Origin of the sequence: Gordonia aichiensis (assembly GCF_039946255.1) — a bacterium.
GTDB classification, from domain to species: Bacteria; Actinomycetota; Actinomycetes; order Mycobacteriales; family Mycobacteriaceae; genus Gordonia; species Gordonia aichiensis_A.
The window spans coordinates 26,032-42,557 of the sequence record NZ_JBCDWL010000019.1 but is presented as its reverse complement, the minus strand read 5'-3'; the positions used below and the strand labels follow the sequence as shown (position 1 = coordinate 42,557).

At 68.5% G+C, this 16,526-nt stretch carries 13 protein-coding genes; 3 read left to right on the top strand and 10 right to left on the bottom strand.

Translation table 11 applies throughout. The features are described from left to right. Positions 1–2 precede the first annotated feature (2 nt). From AAFO60_RS17705 to AAFO60_RS17670, 8 genes are all read right to left on the bottom strand, one after another. On the bottom strand, positions 3–1,112 hold the full coding sequence (locus AAFO60_RS17705) for a hypothetical protein (RefSeq protein WP_347957554.1): 1,110 nt from the start codon (positions 1,110–1,112) through the stop codon (positions 3–5). A gap of 12 nt (positions 1,113–1,124) precedes the next feature. After that, complete coding sequence (locus AAFO60_RS17700) at positions 1,125–2,204, bottom strand: phosphotransferase family protein (protein ID WP_347957553.1); 1,080 nt, start codon at positions 2,202–2,204, stop codon at positions 1,125–1,127. Next, positions 2,194–4,575, bottom strand: a complete 2,382-nt coding sequence (locus AAFO60_RS17695) for a PEP-utilizing enzyme (RefSeq protein WP_347957552.1) — start codon at positions 4,573–4,575, stop codon at positions 2,194–2,196. Before AAFO60_RS17695 ends, AAFO60_RS17700 begins: the two co-directional genes overlap by 11 nt. Before the next feature lie 11 nt (positions 4,576–4,586). Further along, entirely contained in the window at positions 4,587–5,672 is a 1,086-nt protein-coding gene (locus AAFO60_RS17690) for a phosphotransferase family protein (protein ID WP_347957551.1), read from the bottom strand. A 79-nt stretch (positions 5,673–5,751) separates the two neighbouring features. After that, positions 5,752–7,872 (bottom strand): acetate--CoA ligase family protein, encoded by a 2,121-nt coding sequence (locus tag AAFO60_RS17685; RefSeq protein WP_347957550.1) that lies wholly within the window; start codon positions 7,870–7,872, stop codon positions 5,752–5,754. A 63-nt stretch (positions 7,873–7,935) separates the two neighbouring features. After that, a complete protein-coding gene (locus tag AAFO60_RS17680) occupies positions 7,936–9,012 on the bottom strand; it encodes a Zn-dependent alcohol dehydrogenase (RefSeq protein ID WP_347957549.1) in 1,077 nt (358 codons plus the stop codon). After that, a complete protein-coding gene (locus AAFO60_RS17675) occupies positions 9,013–10,503 on the bottom strand; it encodes an aldehyde dehydrogenase family protein (RefSeq protein WP_347957548.1) in 1,491 nt (496 codons plus the stop codon). It abuts the gene before it with no gap. Positions 10,504–10,508: 5 nt separating this feature from the next. Then, positions 10,509–11,720 (bottom strand): cytochrome P450, encoded by a 1,212-nt coding sequence (locus AAFO60_RS17670; RefSeq protein WP_347957547.1) that lies wholly within the window; start codon positions 11,718–11,720, stop codon positions 10,509–10,511. A gap of 100 nt (positions 11,721–11,820) precedes the next feature. On the opposite strand from AAFO60_RS17670, the gene AAFO60_RS17665 reads away from it, so the two are divergent. From AAFO60_RS17665 to AAFO60_RS17655, 3 genes are read left to right on the top strand one after another with little or no spacing between them, the layout of a single operon-like run. After that, positions 11,821–13,479: a PEP/pyruvate-binding domain-containing protein gene (locus AAFO60_RS17665; RefSeq protein WP_347957546.1), complete on the top strand. Its 1,659-nt coding sequence runs from the start codon at positions 11,821–11,823 to the stop codon at positions 13,477–13,479. Further along, a complete protein-coding gene (locus AAFO60_RS17660; RefSeq protein ID WP_347957545.1) occupies positions 13,476–13,724 on the top strand; it encodes a ferredoxin in 249 nt (82 codons plus the stop codon). The genes AAFO60_RS17665 and AAFO60_RS17660 overlap by 4 nt, the downstream gene beginning before the upstream one ends. Positions 13,725–13,736: 12 nt before the next feature. Further along, positions 13,737–14,756: a PDR/VanB family oxidoreductase gene (locus tag AAFO60_RS17655; protein ID WP_347957544.1), complete on the top strand. Its 1,020-nt coding sequence runs from the start codon at positions 13,737–13,739 to the stop codon at positions 14,754–14,756. Between the two features lie 70 nt (positions 14,757–14,826). On the opposite strand, the gene AAFO60_RS17650 is transcribed toward AAFO60_RS17655, so the two are convergent. Beyond that, complete coding sequence (locus tag AAFO60_RS17650; protein WP_347957543.1) at positions 14,827–15,537, bottom strand: tyrosine-protein phosphatase; 711 nt, start codon at positions 15,535–15,537, stop codon at positions 14,827–14,829. A 146-nt stretch (positions 15,538–15,683) separates the two neighbouring features. Further along, the gene (locus AAFO60_RS17645) at positions 15,684–16,526 is read right to left on the bottom strand and encodes a PaaX family transcriptional regulator C-terminal domain-containing protein (protein ID WP_424306874.1); all 843 of its coding nucleotides are present in this window, start codon (positions 16,524–16,526) and stop codon (positions 15,684–15,686) included.

Here is a 16,526-nt window from a genome sequence, read left to right as displayed (position 1 = left end):
ACCTAGCTCGCGGTTCCGTCGCCGAGACCGGTCGGCAGGTGCGGACCGATGGCGACGTGCTCGAACAGGCCGAGCCCGACCGCCCCGTCCGACCGCACAGCGCGGCAGATCATCTGTGCGTGGACGTTCTCGATCCGCGTCGGATCTGCATCCGCCACATTCCACGAGTCGGAGCCGACCGCCAATCCGCCGTGATCGGTGCCGTGTTTCCATTTCGGGTGGTAATAGCCCAGTCCCTGCATGAGGAACTCGTTCTTCGGCTCCATGCTCATCTCCCGTGCGATGGCGCCTCGCGGCCCTATCGCCAGACCGACCTTTGCGGCCCTCCTCGTGCCTGGGACATACGTGATGTCGAAGTCGAAGCGGTCGCTCCGGACGACGCCGTCCTCGTCGCCGTACGTCGGCTCGCCGTCCGCGAGGAACGGCAGGGCCGCGGCGACACGCGCTTCGCTGATTCCGGCGGCGTTCTCGTTGACGGCGACGAGGAGACATTCGTCGTCGAAGCGCAGAAGCGTCCAGGCGAAGTAGATGGCGCTCTTGTGCGCGGAGTCCCGGCCCTCGCTCACCGTACCGGTGCTGCGAGTGCCCCAGGAGCGGTCCCGAAAACCCCACCACTCGTCGCGGGTGCATTCGACTCGATCGCCCTCGACCTCGAACCAGCCCGACCATTCCCCGAACTGGACGGTGCGCAGCCGCTCGGAGACCAACGTGTGGCCGGAGTCTCGGCGCATCCGGCTGTCTTCGATGTGTTTCGTGACCGCGGTGAAGGTGACGTCGGCCGCGATCCCGTCGTGCGCATCGACGACCACCCGCAGAATCCGGCCCGGTTCGACGACGTCCAGGTGCAGCGGTCCGGCATCCATGTCGTAGTCGATGGTCAGCGGCGCGGAGCCGAACACCGAGTGTTGCCGTCCGCCGCGGGACACGCTGAACGAGGCGTCGACGATGCCCCGATTGGGGTGGACGCTCAAGCCGAAGCCGACCTGGGTGGTCAGCGCGGTGTCGTGCATCGCCATCCAGTGCCGGTTGTAGCGGCCGGGGTCGCTGCCGACGGGGGTCGTCACCGGGAGCGGCGCCTGGTGAATCGGGTAGTCGTCCCATTTGCTGAGCATGTGTGCCTCTCGTCAGTCGAGGAATTCCAGAAGGTCCAGGTCCAGTGCCTGCCTCGCGCCACGATCGATGAGGGAGGCGAACATGGCGAAGCCGCGGTCGGTGGGTACTACGAAGGCCAGGGCCGCGATCATCGCGAGCAGGACCGATCCGGACAACCGCCGGTGTTCGGTCCAGGCGAGTTCGCCGCCCCACCCGCTCACGCCGCGCGCGGCGAGCGCATCGACGTGTCTGCTGATCAGGTCGCGCTCCACCGAACGGCGACTCTCCGGCGGCAGTGCGGTGCCGAGGAAGAACGCAGGGTCCCACGCGGGCGAGGTGAAGGCGAGCGTCTGCCAGTCGATCAGCACGGCACCGGACCCGGGGTTCCACAGCAGATTGTCCAGGCGCAGGTCCTGATGAACCAGCGTGCGCGGGCCGGTGATCGTCGTCGCCCACGCTCGGCAGTCGTCGCCGAACCGGGTGATGAGTTCACGCTGTGCCGGGTCGAGCCCGGCGCCGACCGTCTCGCCGTGCCGGTGCCACGACTGTTGGTAACGCTCGGCCAGACCGTCCATGTGGTCGAGCGTCCGGTTGTAGAACCTGCCGTCGCCGCCAGCCGCGTCGACGTCGTCCCAGAACGGTGCCTGCAGCCCGGCGAGTTGGTCGATGACCGAGGTCGCCTGAGTCGGTGTGCCGTCGCTGAGTTGGTCCAGCGGTCGGGTCGTGTCCGAGAGATCCGCCAGGACGATTCCCGTCGTCGGGCCGGGAAGGTCGATGAGGCCGAGGAAACCGGGGGTTCTCACGTCGAGCTGCGGGAGGAGGCGAGAATAGAAGAAACTCTCCCGGGCGAAGGCGTTGATCCGCCGTGCGGTCGTCGCCGAGGACTCATCAGACGGCGGCAGTTTGAGGAAGACGCTTCGCGGGCCCTGCGCGCCGCGCCGGTACTCCAGCTCGAGGCGGTAGCTGTCGGCCAGTTGCCCGGCTCCGCACGGGGTGGCCGATACCCCCGCGACCCCCGCCGTGATCGGATGCAGGTCGCGAAGGGCCGCCACCAGTCCGACGCCGCCGACTCTCGGATCGGTGGCATCGGATCCGCTGGAACTACTCGTCATGCGCACCGCGCTGCCGGCCGAGGGTGACCAACAGGTCCTCGTGCAGCTCCATCCAGACATCGTGATACGACTCCGACATCGGCTGGGCCAGCGCGGATTCATCGCCGCCGCGGAATCGCTCGAGGGCTTGGTCGAAGCGGCCCCGGTAGATCCCGAAGCGCGCGACCGCCGACGCCGAATCGCCCAGGACGCGGCCGACCTCCGCGTGGATCCGATCCAGACCGGCGATCGTCGCATCGAGGTCCCGGTCCGTCTGCCACTGGCTCGTCAGTGCCTTGAATTCCCGGTTGGGGACCAGGAAGGCATCGTAGGCGGCCACCAAGTCGCGGTGCTGTCGTTCGTCGATGCCCTTGTCGGCGAGGAGCAGGAGCCGGGCCCGACCGACCGGCGTGAGTCGTGCACCGGACACCCGGCCGGTGAGCTGCTTGACGAAACCGCTCTCGGCGGCCTCGGCGAGCCGCTGCTCGACGAGAGGCAGGGCCAGACCCGTGCTTGCGGCGATCTGCTCTGCGGTTGCGAAACCCCGGACCCGAGTGGCATGCAAGACCTCGAACTCGCCGTCGGCGCTGGCGACTGCGTCACCGCTGTGCGGCGGGACGGCGTTGGCCCAGGTCCCGGTGAGGAACAACCGCGGGATCATTTCGGTCGCGACCCCGCTGACGATCGTCTCGTAGCTCGCTGTCGGGACGGGGTGCACCGTCATGAACCCGTGGTCGGCGACGAGCTCGTCGACCATGCCGGCGGCCCGGGCGAAGGGAAGCACGAAGCCCGAGGCGTAGACCACCGCGCCGGCCATGACCTTCTCTTCCTGGCTCATCGACGCGATGTGCTTGTACAACGCCTCTGAACTGGCCTCGCCGCGAGCACGGAGCTCGTCCATGTCGGTCAGCGACAGCACCGTCAGCTCGCTCATCGGCGTGTCCCACTTCTCGCGGGCGTAGACCGCGACGCCTTTGACATAGGGCAGATAGTTCGCCGGGTCGCTGAACATGGTCGACAGATCCTGCACCCGGGTGGTGAGGCCGGAGTCGCCGTCGAAGAACATTGCGATGGTGACCGCGTACGGCAGCCCCTCGGTGGTCGACGACCACTCGTAGGCCGGCTCGTTGATGAACAGATCGCGGACCATGACGAAGCCGCCGCCGTCGGTCGGGTACGGCCCGCTGTCGCCGAGTCCGAGCCGGTTGTCGAAGTGAACGAGGAAGCCCAGGAGCTCCAGAGCGCCGTTGAAGCGCTGGAAGATCGACCGCTCGTCGTCGCCGGTGATCGCGATCCGATCCCGGCCGAACCGCTCGATCCAGGAGTCGTCGAGGATCGGGGCCCGGTAGTCGCGCATCGAGGTGAACATCGGACCGCTCCCCCAGATGCCCCGATACATCCGCCGCACGCTCGACATCGCCTCGGTGATCTCCGCAGTCCGGTAATCGAAGTCATGCAGTTTCAGCTCCATCGCGATGCCGCGACCGAAGCTCGGTGCGCTGGCACACGCCCAGATGTGCAGGAGATTGATCTTGGTGCCGATCTCCTGTTGTGCGCGGGCCGCGATGCCGGTCATGCCGGCCGGACCCACTCGGTCCTGGATCGCCTTGAGCCACACCGGATGATGGAACCAGCTGTCCATGATGCCCAGCGCCTCGTATTCCTGGCGCGGAATGAGACCGGACTCGCCTTCGGTGGCGCGCGCGGCCAGCGCATCCCATTCGTTCCAGGCCAGATACGTCAGGATGTCGTTGGTCTCGTCGATGCTGAGCTCGCGGTCGAACGCGGGGTCGTCCAGATCGAGCACGTTGGACCCTAGCCGCCGGCGCATGATCGCGTCGCCCTCCAGGCCCGGCGGCACATCGCCCTGGAAATTGGCGAGCAGGGCCTGGATCTGCGCGAGTTGTTCGGGGCTCATGGCGGCTGGTGCGTCCGTCGACTCCGGTGAATCGTCCACCGGCGCGCCGGTTTCGATGCTCACCACGCCGTGGGGCCGAGACGAGATGTCGAGCTTGACCAGCGTCCCGTCGGCCGGGATCGTCTCACCGCGCGTGGTTCGGACCCCGCGTTCGAAGGCCACCGACATGATGCAGGGAATGCCGTACTCGCGGCTGAGGATGCCCAGGTGACTCTCGGGAGCGCCCTGCAGGGTGATGATCCCCCGGACGCCGGCGTTGAGGGCCATGGCGAGGAAGGTGGTGGTGCCGCCGCGGGCGATGACGACCACATCGCTGACGTCGTCCTGGCCGACGAAGGCGATGACGTCGTCCGGGGTTTCCAGCCACTTGGCGCGGCCGACCACTGCTTCGTCGCTCTCGTAGACCGTGAGGCCCTGACCGACGGTTTCGAAGGTGACGGTCTGGTCGGCGACGGCGGGTTGTTGGGGTGTCATGGCGGTTCTCCTCATCGAGTGGGTGGCACTTGGGAAGTCACGAGTTCTAGCGAGTCGTTGTCGAGCGCTTGACGCGCGCCGAGTGAGAGCAGGCGGCGAAACATCGCGGCCATGCGTGCGTTGGATTTCACCGAGCTGATCGGCGGCACCAGCATCAGCAGGACGGCACCGCAGGCCCACCGATAGGTCTCCTGGGCTTGAGATTCGTCCCAGGTGACGCCGAGACTCTGCAGATCCTCGAGGTGCCGGGCGAGCAGTTCGCCCTCCAGACGCCGACGGGTCGCGGACTCCAGCGAGGTGCCGAGCAGGTAGGCGAAGTCGAACATCACCGAGCCCCAGCCGATGGTCTGCCAGTCGATGGCGACGACCTCGTCGTCGCCGAACAACAGATTGTCGACCCGGAAGTCGTGGTGCACCAGCGATTGCGGGCCCGGATTCAGCTGAGCCCAGTCCTGCGCCGCAGCGACGAACCGGTCGATGCACTCGCGTTCCTCCGGCGGCAGGTCCGCGGCGATGGTGTCTGCGGCGGCATGCCAGGACCGCTGCATCCGATCGAGGATGCCCGGAATCGGTACCCCCAGCCGGCGATGGAGCCACGGTAGGCGCGCGGTCGTCTCGTCGTCCCAGAACGGCGCCTGAAGCAGCGCCAGCTGGTGCCGCGCCCGGTTGAACTGCTCGATCGGAACCTCCCGGAACTGATCGCCGGGCCGGTGGACCCGAGTGAGATCCTCCAGCAGGACGGTGTCCGGGTCTCCCGCCCCGGCGTGGTCGATGACGCCGAGGAGGCGTGGTGCTCGCACTCGCGTTCTCGGAGCGAGGTCCAGATAGAATCTGGCCTCCCGCTCATAGGCACCGAGGGAGGCGGCGGTGGTGGCGGCCGCGGTGTCGAGCGCAGGTCGTTTGAGGACGAGGCTGTTCGGACCGGCACCGGGCGAAGCCCAGTCCAGCTCGACCCGAAAGGTGTCGGCCATCGCCCCGGCACCGACTCCGGTGAGGTCGGCGCCGGCGATCTCGGCATCGGGCCGGACCGTGCCCGCGGCGCGCAACGCCGCAGTGATCTGCGCCAGGAGCGCGGGGTCACTCCGAACGGTCGTCATGTCGTTTCCTCCAGTCGGGCGGCGGCCGGTCGGTGCGGGTGCCGATCGGTGCGGGGAGGCCGTGTCCGCCCCGAGCGGTTCAGGCGCGGGTGATGAGCGCATCGAGCGCCTCCACCCGGTCACCGTCCACCGACAACGGATTGATCTCGACGGCGTCGACGGTGTCACCGAGCCCTTCCGCGACGGCGACCAGTCGCGCAACGGTGTCGATGAGGCGGTCGAGGTCGACGGGCTTGCTGCCGCGGAAGCCGGTGAGCAGCCGGTAGCCCCGCAGTTCGGCGAGCGCGGCGGCGATGTCGTCGCGCGAGGCCGGCAGGACGCGCAGCGCCGTGTCGTCGAGCAGTTCCACCAGGGCGCCGCCCATCGCGATGGCCAGCACCCGGCCCCAGTCCGGGTCGCGGGTGACGCCGACGAGCAGTTCCACGCCGCCGCTGCGCATCGGGCTGACCAGCACGCCGTCGAGCGGGACGCCGGCGGCGTCGGCTCGTGCGACGAGCCGGTCGTACGCGGCACCGACCGCCTCCGCGCCGGTCAGATCGAGCTCGACTCCGCCGATCTCCGTCTTGTGCGCGACCTCCGGGGACGACAGCTTGAGGACGACGGCACCGTCGTGCCGGTCGGCGGCCTCGAGCGCCTCGGCCCGGGATCGGACCAGCTCGGCGGGCACCACGTCGATTCCGGCCGCGGCGAGCACCGTTCGCGCCGCCTGTTCGCTGAGCGGACCCGACTCGGGAAGCTCGACGTCGACGGCCGACTGTCGGACCGCGGCGGCGGCCGACCTGGTCTGCAACCACGCCGACCACCGGGACAGTCCGGCGGCGGCTCGCACGAATCGCTCCACGCCGGGCATGACGATCTCGATCCCGGTGTCCTGCTTGACCTGCCGGACCACCGCGGACTGCGGTTGATCGATCTGGGGCATGATCACCCCGGGAGTGCCGGACGACCGGATCGCCGTCGCGACCGCGCGGAAGGTGTCCACCCGCTGCGGTTCGCCGTCGGTGGGCAGGGACGTGACCGCGCCGATGAGACCGATGCCCGGTTCGGCGGCGAGCGCGGCGAAGCTCCCCTCCCAGACCTCGGGCCGGGTGGCCGCCGCGCCGGTGACGTCCAGCGGGTTCTGCGGATGAGCCGATGACGGCAACACGGCGGTGAGCCGGGCCGCGGTTGCCGCCGAGAGCGGCGGCAGAGGCAGTCCGGCGGCCTCGCCTTGGTCGGCGATGAGGTCGCATGCGCCGCCGGAGACGGACATGACCGCGATGCCTGGACTGGCGAGCGGCCCGGTTTGGGCGCACAGCATGCCCGTCCCGATGAGGTCCTCGACCGAACTGACCCGGATGACGCCGTCCTGCCGGAGGACCGCGTCGATGACCGCGTCATCGCCGACCAGCGCTCCGGTGTGGGCCTTCGCGGTCTGCGCGGCGAGTTCGGAGGAGCCGACCTTGAGCATGACGATCGCCTTACCGGCGTCGGCGGCGCGACCGGCCGCCCGGCGGAACAGTTCCGGGTCGCGGATGGTCTCGGCGAACACCCCGATCGACTTGGTGTGCGGATCGTCGACGACGTAGTCGACGACATCGGCGACGGTCACCATCGACTCGTTGCCGGTGGTGACCACGAAGCTGAACCGGGCGTCGTTGCGCGCCGCGTAACCGACCAGCGACGATCCCACGGCGCCGCTCTGGGTGATCAGGGCGAACGGGCCCGGTTCGATCGGCATGTCGAGGCCCAGCGCGCACATCGCGATCCGGTCCCACAGGTTCGCGAAGCCCAGGTGGTTGGGGCCCAGGAGGGTGACGCCGAGTTCGCGGGCGAGCGCCACGAGTTCGTCCTGGCGAGCGCGACCGTCGGGGCCGTCCTCTCCCCAGCCCTGGCTGAGCACGGCGGCGGCCCGGGCGCCGCCCGCCGCCGCATCGCGGAGAGCATCGGGTGTCGCCTGCTGCGGGGTGAGCAGGAATGCGCAGTCGATGCCGCCGTCGATGTCGGTGCACGAGCCGACGGTCGACACACCATGGACGATCGGCGAGCGAGGGTTGACCAGCGTGATCTCCCGCGCCCCGGTGAGCCGGCTGTGCTGGGCGAAGGTCCGGCGGGAGAACAGGTTGTTGTCACTGGCGCCGACCAAGGCGATGCGCCGGGGTCGCAGCAGGCTGTCCAGCGCCGGCCTCGTCGGCCGATCCCGGGCGGTGCGGTGGTTCATGAGCATTCCCTTATCAGGTGGTCGTGCTTGTCAGGTGGTCGTGCTTGTCAGGTGTCGTGATGGTCAGAGGCTGAGCATGGTTCGCAGCGAGCGGCCGGCCCGTTGATCGGCGGCGACGTCGTTGATGTGCTCGAGGTCGACGACCGCGTCGACCATGCCGGCCAGGTCGAGACGTCCGGCTCGCCACAGCGCGATCAGACGCGGCACCTCGCGGCGCATGTCCGACGATCCGTAGTACGAACCGATGAGCTTCTTCTCGTCGTGGAAGAGCTCCTGTGCCGTCAGCTCCACTCGTTCCTCGGGACGTCCGGCCCCGACGACGACGATGCGGCCGCCCCGGCGGGCCGCCCGCCACGCGGCCGTGATGGTCTTCGCGTTGGCGACGGCGTCGATCACCACGTCGAAGCCCGGCGCGTCGGTGAGCGCCTCCCGCGGATCTGCATCGGTTCCCAGCGCGTGGGTCGCACCGAAGCTCATGGCGCGGGTCTGCCTGTCTGCCTGCGGGTCGACCGCGACGAGTTCTGCGGCACCGGCGATCCGGGCACCTTGGATCGCGCTCAATCCCACTGCACCACAACCGATCACCAATACTGAGTCCCCCGGCTCCACCCGCGCCGAGTTCACGGCGGCACCGAAGCCGGTGGGCACTGCGCAGCCGAGTAGCGCCGCGAGCTCGAACGGGATGTCGGCGGGCAGCGGAATCACTCCGGTGACCGGGACCACGGTCTCCTCGGCGAACGTGCCGGTTCCCAGGCCGACGTGCACCTGGGTGCCGGTGACCGCGAGGCCGGACTGATTCGCCTGTTCGCTGGACCGTTTCCGGTTCGCGCAGATGTAGGGTTCGTGGCGGATGCAGTGGTAGCAGTGCCCGCACGGCGGCACCCAGGTGATGAGCACTCGGTCGCCGACCGACACCCCGGTCACCTCGGCCCCCACTTCGACGACCTCGCCCGCCCCTTCATGCCCGAGGACGACCGGCATCGGCTGACCAAAGGCGCCGGCGGCCAGGGACATGTCCGTCTGGCAGACGCCTGCGGCGCGGATGCGCACTGCGACCTGTCCGGTCCCGGCCGGGGCGCGGGTGGCGTCGGCGCGTACTTCGAAGGGACCGTCGGCCTCCCAGATCACTGCGGCGCGCACTCAATTCTCCTTCACTCGGCTGGGTGAGCCCAGGACTGCTTTGACTTCGAGGTACTCATCGATTCCGAACCGGCCGAGTTCGCGACCGAGTCCGGAGGCCTTGTATCCGCCGAAGGGCGCGATCGGCGGATTCGGCGATCTGACGCCGTTGATCCGAACCTGTCCGGCACGAATCGCCCGGGCCAGACGATCGGCTTGCGCCGCGTCGGCCGACCACACTTCGGCCGACAGGCCATAGGGGGTGTCGTTGGCGATCCGGATCGCGTCCTCCTCGCCGTCATGGCCGAGCAGGACCAGGACCGGTCCGAAGATCTCTTCCCGCACCACCGGATCGGTGTGCGCGACATCCGTAATCACGGCCGGTTCGACGAAGTAGCCGCGATCGCGGTCGGCAGGCCGACCACCGGTCACGCGGGCGCCCCGGGACCGCGCCCCCTCGACATACGAGAGCACCTTGTCGCGCTGCACTTCGGAGGCGAGCGGCCCCATGGTGGTCTCGGCGTCGAGCGGGTCGCCGAGTCGGTAGGCGGCCGCCGCCTCGGTCGCGATCGTCATCGCCTGCGCGCGACGGGCTTCGGGCACGATGAGGCGCGTGGGCGCGTTGCATTTTTGGCCGGCGTTGGTGAAGCAGTTCTTCACCGTCGTCCGCACCGCCTCCTCGAGGTCGGCGTCATCCATGACGACGGCCGGTGATTTGCCGCCGAGCTCCAGGGTCGCCCGGACGATCCGGTCGCCGGCGACCGCTCCGATGTGCCGCCCGATCCGCAGCGACCCGGTGAAGGACACCATGTCGTAGGCCTGCGACTGGACCAGAAGCTCGCCGGTGGTGGCGCCGCGGCCGGTGACCAGGTTGACCACGCCGGGCGGCAGCGAGACGGCCTCGCAGAGTCCGGCGAGGAACAGCGCGTTGAGCGGGGTCAGTTCGGCGGGCTTGAGGACGATCGTGCAGCCGGCGGCCAGCGCCGGGGCGAGCTTGGCGACCAGCTGGTGCACCGGGAAGTTCCACGGCGTGATACCGAGCACCACGCCCACGGGCTCGCGAAGGACCGTGCTGCCAGAGGCGTCCCGGTACTCCCAGTCCAGCCGGCGCGCCGCGTCGGCGGTGCTGCGGAGCACCTGCTCGGGCAGGGCCGCCTGCACACCGCGAGACTCGGCGAGCGGCATCCCGATCTCCGCGGTGGCCAGCGCCGCGAGTTCCTCGCCGCGGTCGTGCAGCGCATCGGCGAGCGCATCCAGGTAATCCGCCCGTTCGTCGACGGGCCGCGCGCTCCACGCCGACAACGCCTCTCGGGCGGCGGCGAATGCCGCCGCAACGTCAGTCTCGTCGGCGTCGACGATCGAGCCGATGATCTGCTCGGTGGCCGGGTTGACGACCGGGATCCGGTCCCGGCCGGTCGGCGCCACCCATTCGCCGTTGACGTAGAGCGAGTCCATCCGGACCGCGTGGTCGGCGACCGACGGCGGCGACGGTTGGTCGATCGAGGTGACCATCTCGATCACCGGGCCTGGCGCAGGTGGACCGGGATCTGGGTCCAGCCTCGGAAGATGTTGTGATTCACCCGGACCGGATCACCGGTGACTTCGAAGCTGACACCTCGCTTGATTGCCTGGCCGAAGAAGGTCCGCAGTTCGGCGCGGGCCAAGTGCACCCCCAGACAGAAATGGACGCCCCAGCCGAACGCCATGGAATCGTTGGACGAGCGGCCGATCCGGAACTCGTGCGGATCCTCGAAGGCGTCCGGATCGTGATTGGCACCGGCGAACCACAGGACCACCTTGTCGCCTGCGGCGATCTCCTTGTCGCCGATCGTCAGCGGCTCGACCGCGGTGCGGCTCAAAGCGGCGACCGGGCTGACCCAGCGAACGACTTCCTCGACCGCGCCGTTGAGCTGAGTGGGGTCCTGCTGCAACTCGCGCCAGACCTCCGGGTGTCGGTGGAACAGCAGCGTGCCACCCGACGTCGCGTGCCGGACCGTCTCGTTGCCTGCCGCGACCAGCAGGATGTAATAGGCCGCGAGTTCTTCCCAGGTCAGTGGTCGACCGTCGACCTCCCCATTGGCCAGAACGCTGATGAGGTCATTGGTCGGCTCGCGCCTGCGCTGTTCGGTCAGCTTCTCGAAGTACGCCATGACCTCGTCGCGAGCAACGGCGAGCTGGCTCGCATCGACCGCGTCGTCCGGGTCCGAACTGGTCAAACGGTTAGTCCAGTCGACCATCTTGGGACCATCCGCGGCCGGCACCCCCATGACGCGGGAGAGCACCAGCATCGGAAGCCGCGCCGAGACCTCGTGAACCATGTCGAACTCGCCGCCGATCTGCGCGGCTCCGTCGAGCAGCGTGGCGACGGACTCGTCGATGGCCTCCTGCCATTGCTTGATCTTGATCGCACGCAGGTGCGGCAGGGTGATCTTGCGCATTGCCGCGTGCTCCGGGTCGTCCATGTTATGGAGGCTGGCGAGTTTTCCCTCCACCTTGCGGTCGACGATCTGGGTCCCGGACGCCGACGAGAGGCGCGCGTTGTCAGACGCGGCGGCCTTCACGTCCGCGTGCCGAGTCAGCGCCCAGAATCCGGGACCGCGCTCCGACGGGGCGTTCCAGTGCACCGGGTCATTCGCACGCAGTTCGTCGAGGACCGGCAGGTCACGGTCTTCCCGGAAGATCGAGAGGTCCATCAGGTCGACCGTGCGAGCGGCTTCGGCAGTTGTCACGTTGATCACTTCCAGTCCTAGATATGAGGTACTTCTCATCACGCTACGACCGTGGTACGTTTCTGTCAACCATTTAGAAAGGTACGACCAAGGAGGTCATATGACCATCCCCCTGACAGATCCCGTCGCCACCGAGACCCGTCCCGAAGCCGGCGATCTGCGTGACGCGGTCTTTCATTTCAATCACCGCCACAACCTTCCGCACTACGAACTGACCCAGCTCCTGGGAGGCAAGGGCGCAGGTCTCGCCGAGATGACCACGGAGCTGGGACTGTGCGTCCCACCGGGATTCACCGTGTCGGTGCCGGTCTGCCGGGAGTACCTCACTCGGGGCCGGCCGGACACGCTGGAGCAGACCCTCGCCCACTTCGCCGATGAGCTCGGCGAGCAGATGGGGCGCCGACTCGGGGACCCGCACGACCCGTTGCTCGTCGCGGTCCGCAGCGGCGCACCGGTCTCGATGCCGGGGATGCTCGACACGGTCCTCAACCTCGGCCTCAACGACGAGACCGTCGAGGGCCTCGCGGAGACGGCGGGCAATGACGAGTTCGCCTGGGACAGTTATCGGCGGTTCCTCACCATGTACGCGGTGACGGTGATGGGCGTCGACGGCGACTCGCTGCGCAGCGCCACCCCACCGCGGGGCAGCGGCCTGCGAAGACATGTGCGCGATCTGCAGACGGCGATCACCTCGTTGGCCGGAGTCCCCGTGCCCGCCGATCCGATGGTGCAACTCACCGAAGCAGTCGAGGCAGTCTTCCGGTCGTGGCACACCCCTCGCGCTCAGACCTACCGGGAGCGGGAGAACATCGATCCCGACCTCGGTACGGCGGTCACCGTGCAAGCGATGGTCTTCGGCAACCGCGGCACCACCTCGGGCACCGGGGTGGTCTTCACACGCAACCCGTCGACCGGCGCCGACGAGATCTACGGCGACTACCTGCCGATGGCCCAAGGCGAGGACGTGGTCTCCGGCTCGGCCAAGACACTGGCCGTCGCCGAACTTGCCGATCTGCAGCCCTCGGTCTACCGAGAATTGACGGAGACCCTCGAACGCCTCGAACACCACTTCCGCGACATGTGCGATGTCGAGTTCACCGTCGAGGACGGCAAGCTGTGGCTCCTGCAGACGCGCGTCGGCAAACGCGGCGCCACCGCGGCGGTCCGCATCGCCGTCGACCTGGCCGCCGACCCGTCGATTCGGCTGACCCCCGGCGAGGTTCTGCGTCGGGTGCCTGTCGAGACCCGAGACCGAGCGCGCGCCGAGGCCTTGGCGCAGGCCGACGACGAGTCCGTCGCCCCGACCGTGATCACCCGGGCACTCGGTGCCTCCCCGGGCCGGGTGGTCGGCCGAGCGGTCTTCACCAGTGCCGACGCCATCGAAGCCGAGGACGACGTCATCCTCGTGCGACCCGAGACCTGCCCGGAGGACGTCGCGGGCATGGCCGCCTCCGTGGGGCTGCTGACCACCCGGGGCGGGCTCGTCAGCCACGCGGCAGTGGTCGCACGCGGCTGGGGCATCGCCGCCGTCGTCGGCGCCCATGACCTGGACTTCAGCCGAGATCGCCTGATCAGCTCCACCGGGACCACCATCCACCCGGGCGACACCATCACCATCGACGGCACCACCGGGTGCGTCTGGCTCGGCGATGTCACACCATCGGCAGCCGACGCGGCCGACGCGATCGAGACCGTGCTTCCCGAATTACTGATCATCGACCAGTGGACCGCCGCCGCTGAGAATGGAGAGAACCGATGAGAGTCACCGTCGATCGGACCAAATGCACCGCCCTGGGCAACTGCGAGGCCATAGCGCCGGCGTACTTCGAGGTCAACGACGAGGGCGAGATGCAGATCCTCCGCGACACCGTCGGCGACGACGACCTCCGGGACGTGAGGCGCGCGGTGAGCGGCTGCCCCAACGCCGCACTGTCGCTGATCGACGACGGCCCCGACGACGCCGAGTCGAGCACGCGTGAGACCCCCGGCGAGCACCAGAACTGATTGCAGGAACAAATGACGAACACCATCGAACTCCCTCGAACCACCGACATCTCGCCGGCCGGCGAAACTCCCACACCCGACGACGACGGCACATCCGCACTGACCCTGCAGATCACTGATCGCCGCACAGTCGCCGACGACGTCGTCGAACTCACCCTCGCATCTGACAGCGGTGCCGATCTCCCGGAGTGGGCGCCGGGCGCACACATCGACATCGTCCTCGCCGACGGGCTCGTCCGACAGTATTCGTTGTGCGGTGACCCAAGGCAGCGGCGAACCTACCGCATCGCGGTGCTGCGCGAAGCGGAGGGACGCGGCGGCTCGCGCCGGATCCACGAAGAACTCCGAGTCGGCGACCACGTGTCGGTCCAGGGGCCGCGCAACCACTTCCCGCTCCATTCGTCGGACCGCTACCTTTTCATCGCGGGCGGCATCGGCGTCACCCCGCTGATTCCGATGATCCGGGCCGCCGATGACGCCGGGACCCCGTGGCGACTGGTGTACGGCGGACGGTCGTTGACGTCGATGAGCTATCGGGACGAACTGGCGGCCTGGGGCGATCGGGTGACTTTTTGGCCCGAGGACGAGTCCGGGCGTATCGATCTGCCCGGACTGCTCGATACGCCGGCCGAGGACACCCTCGTCTACTGCTGCGGACCCGAAGCCCTGCTGGACGCCGTCCAGACGCGGTGTGACTCGTGGCCCGACGGGTCGGTTCAGATGGAGCACTTCTCTGCGGCGGACATCGACGAGTCGACGAATGCCTCGTTCGAGGTCGAGTTGACCGAAACCGGTGTGACAGTCGAGGTCCCGCCTGATCGGTCGATCTTGGACGTCGTCACCAACGACGTCGGCGTGCTGGTTCCCAACTCATGCGCCGAGGGGACCTGCGGCTCCTGCGAGACGTTGGTGATCTCCGGGGACGTCGACCACCGCGACGTCGTCCTCACGCCCGACGAGCAGGAGGCCAACGAGTCGATGATGATCTGCGTCTCCCGATGCCGAGGCGGCAAGTTGGTCCTCGAGCTCTGACCCGGGCGGATTCGTCGGCTCGGATCAGCGGGCGGATCAAGGTGCTGGGCGGATCAAGGTGCTGGGTGGATCAAGGTGCTGCGGTGAATCGATCGAGCCAACGCTCCAGCCGGCCCAGGTCCCCGCCGTGGTTCTCGAACCAACCACGCGCCCCGCCTGCGGCGCCGTCGACCGTCTCCAGCACCAAGTCGATCGCGGCACGCGGGGTGCGGAGTATCTGATCGTCGGGCTGGACGTCCGCGAAGAGCTTGCGGCGCTCTCGCATCCGACGGTACACATCGCCGATCGCGTCCTCGGTGCGTTGATAATCGGCCACGATCGCATCCGGATCGACGCCGGCGACCATCAGCGACACCGCGACCACGATGCCCGTCCGATCTTTCCCCGCCGCGCAGTGAACGACCGTCGCACCCGACTCGCTGTAGTTGCCGATCGCCTCCACCACGCGGTGCGCGGCGGTGTCCAACACCGTCCGGTAGACGTCGATGAGCGGCCGCTCCGCCGAACGATCGATCCGCGCACCGGTGAAGACCGGGTGGCTGATCACCTCGACCTCGTCGGGCCACACGTAGGCGTCCCCGGATCCCTCGGCCCGATCACGCAAGTCGACGACCGTCGCGGGCGGCCAGTCGGCGATGTTCGGCATGGCATCGCCGCGGTACGGGGCATCGCTGCGAAGCAGGATTCCCGAGGCCGTCCGCCCGGTCCGGGTCGGCAGTCCGCCGAGATCTCGCAGGTTCACGACACTCCGGAGCTCGTAGGCCTCGCCGGCGAGAGTCATCGATGCCACCTTTCGATCCGATCGGATGCGTCGAACCGACCGCCCGGCGATTCCCCGACCGGCGTCGACACATTACTCATGAGAACATGAAACCACGCCCACCAAAATGGTTGGACCTTAAATGTCTCGTGTGTCACAACCGACGCCTACCGCCCGGCGATCTCCCACCATCGCGCATGCGCGGCCGGGCTCCACGCGGTGCGGAGGTCTCGCAGCCGTTTGGCCGCGGGCAGGCCGGGCCACTCGGGCAACAACACCTCCGGCAGCCGGGGATCCATGTAGGCCATGCGGCGCAGGGCGTCGGCGAGTTCGAGGTGCGCGAACAGCTGCTCGTCGCCGGATTCGAAATGCCGGCCGTCGAAGCGGTCGAGCAGGTCATCGTAGGCCTCCTCAGCCGCCACGAGATCCCACGATCGCTCGACGAGCTCGGCTTCGGAGACTCCGGCGACCGCCAGCTCGCCCGCCACGGAGACGGTGTTGGGCGTCAGGCCCAATTCGTCGATGCTGCGTGCGACCTCGGACGCTCTTCCGGTGTGCGGCGTGACCCAGACGCCCGGAGCGGGGTTCCCCAGACCGGCCCACTGCAACGCCGCGTAGAGCCGCTTGCGAGCCGATCGATGCGATTCGGGGATCGACACGCTCACCACCAGCCAGCGTCCGTCCCACTGCGTCACGTCGAGATCCAACGAGAACACCCGGATGTCACCTTCGGTGAACAGCCGGTGCGCTTTGTCGGTGAGCTCCCACAGCGTCTCGCGGCCGTCGCGGATCGGGGTGATGAAATCCGCCGAGCCGGTGCGGGCGATCGCCTGCCGGGCGGCGTGCTCGGAGAATCCGAGGCCCTTGAGAACGTACACGAGGGCCGCGGTCCGGACCGGCCGGTCGCCGAGCGGTTCGACGAGTTCACCGAGCACGGTGATCAGAACCGACCGTGCGGATCCGGACGCCTGCCGAGTGGCGCCGCTGGTCGAGTCAGTCATGGCCACCAT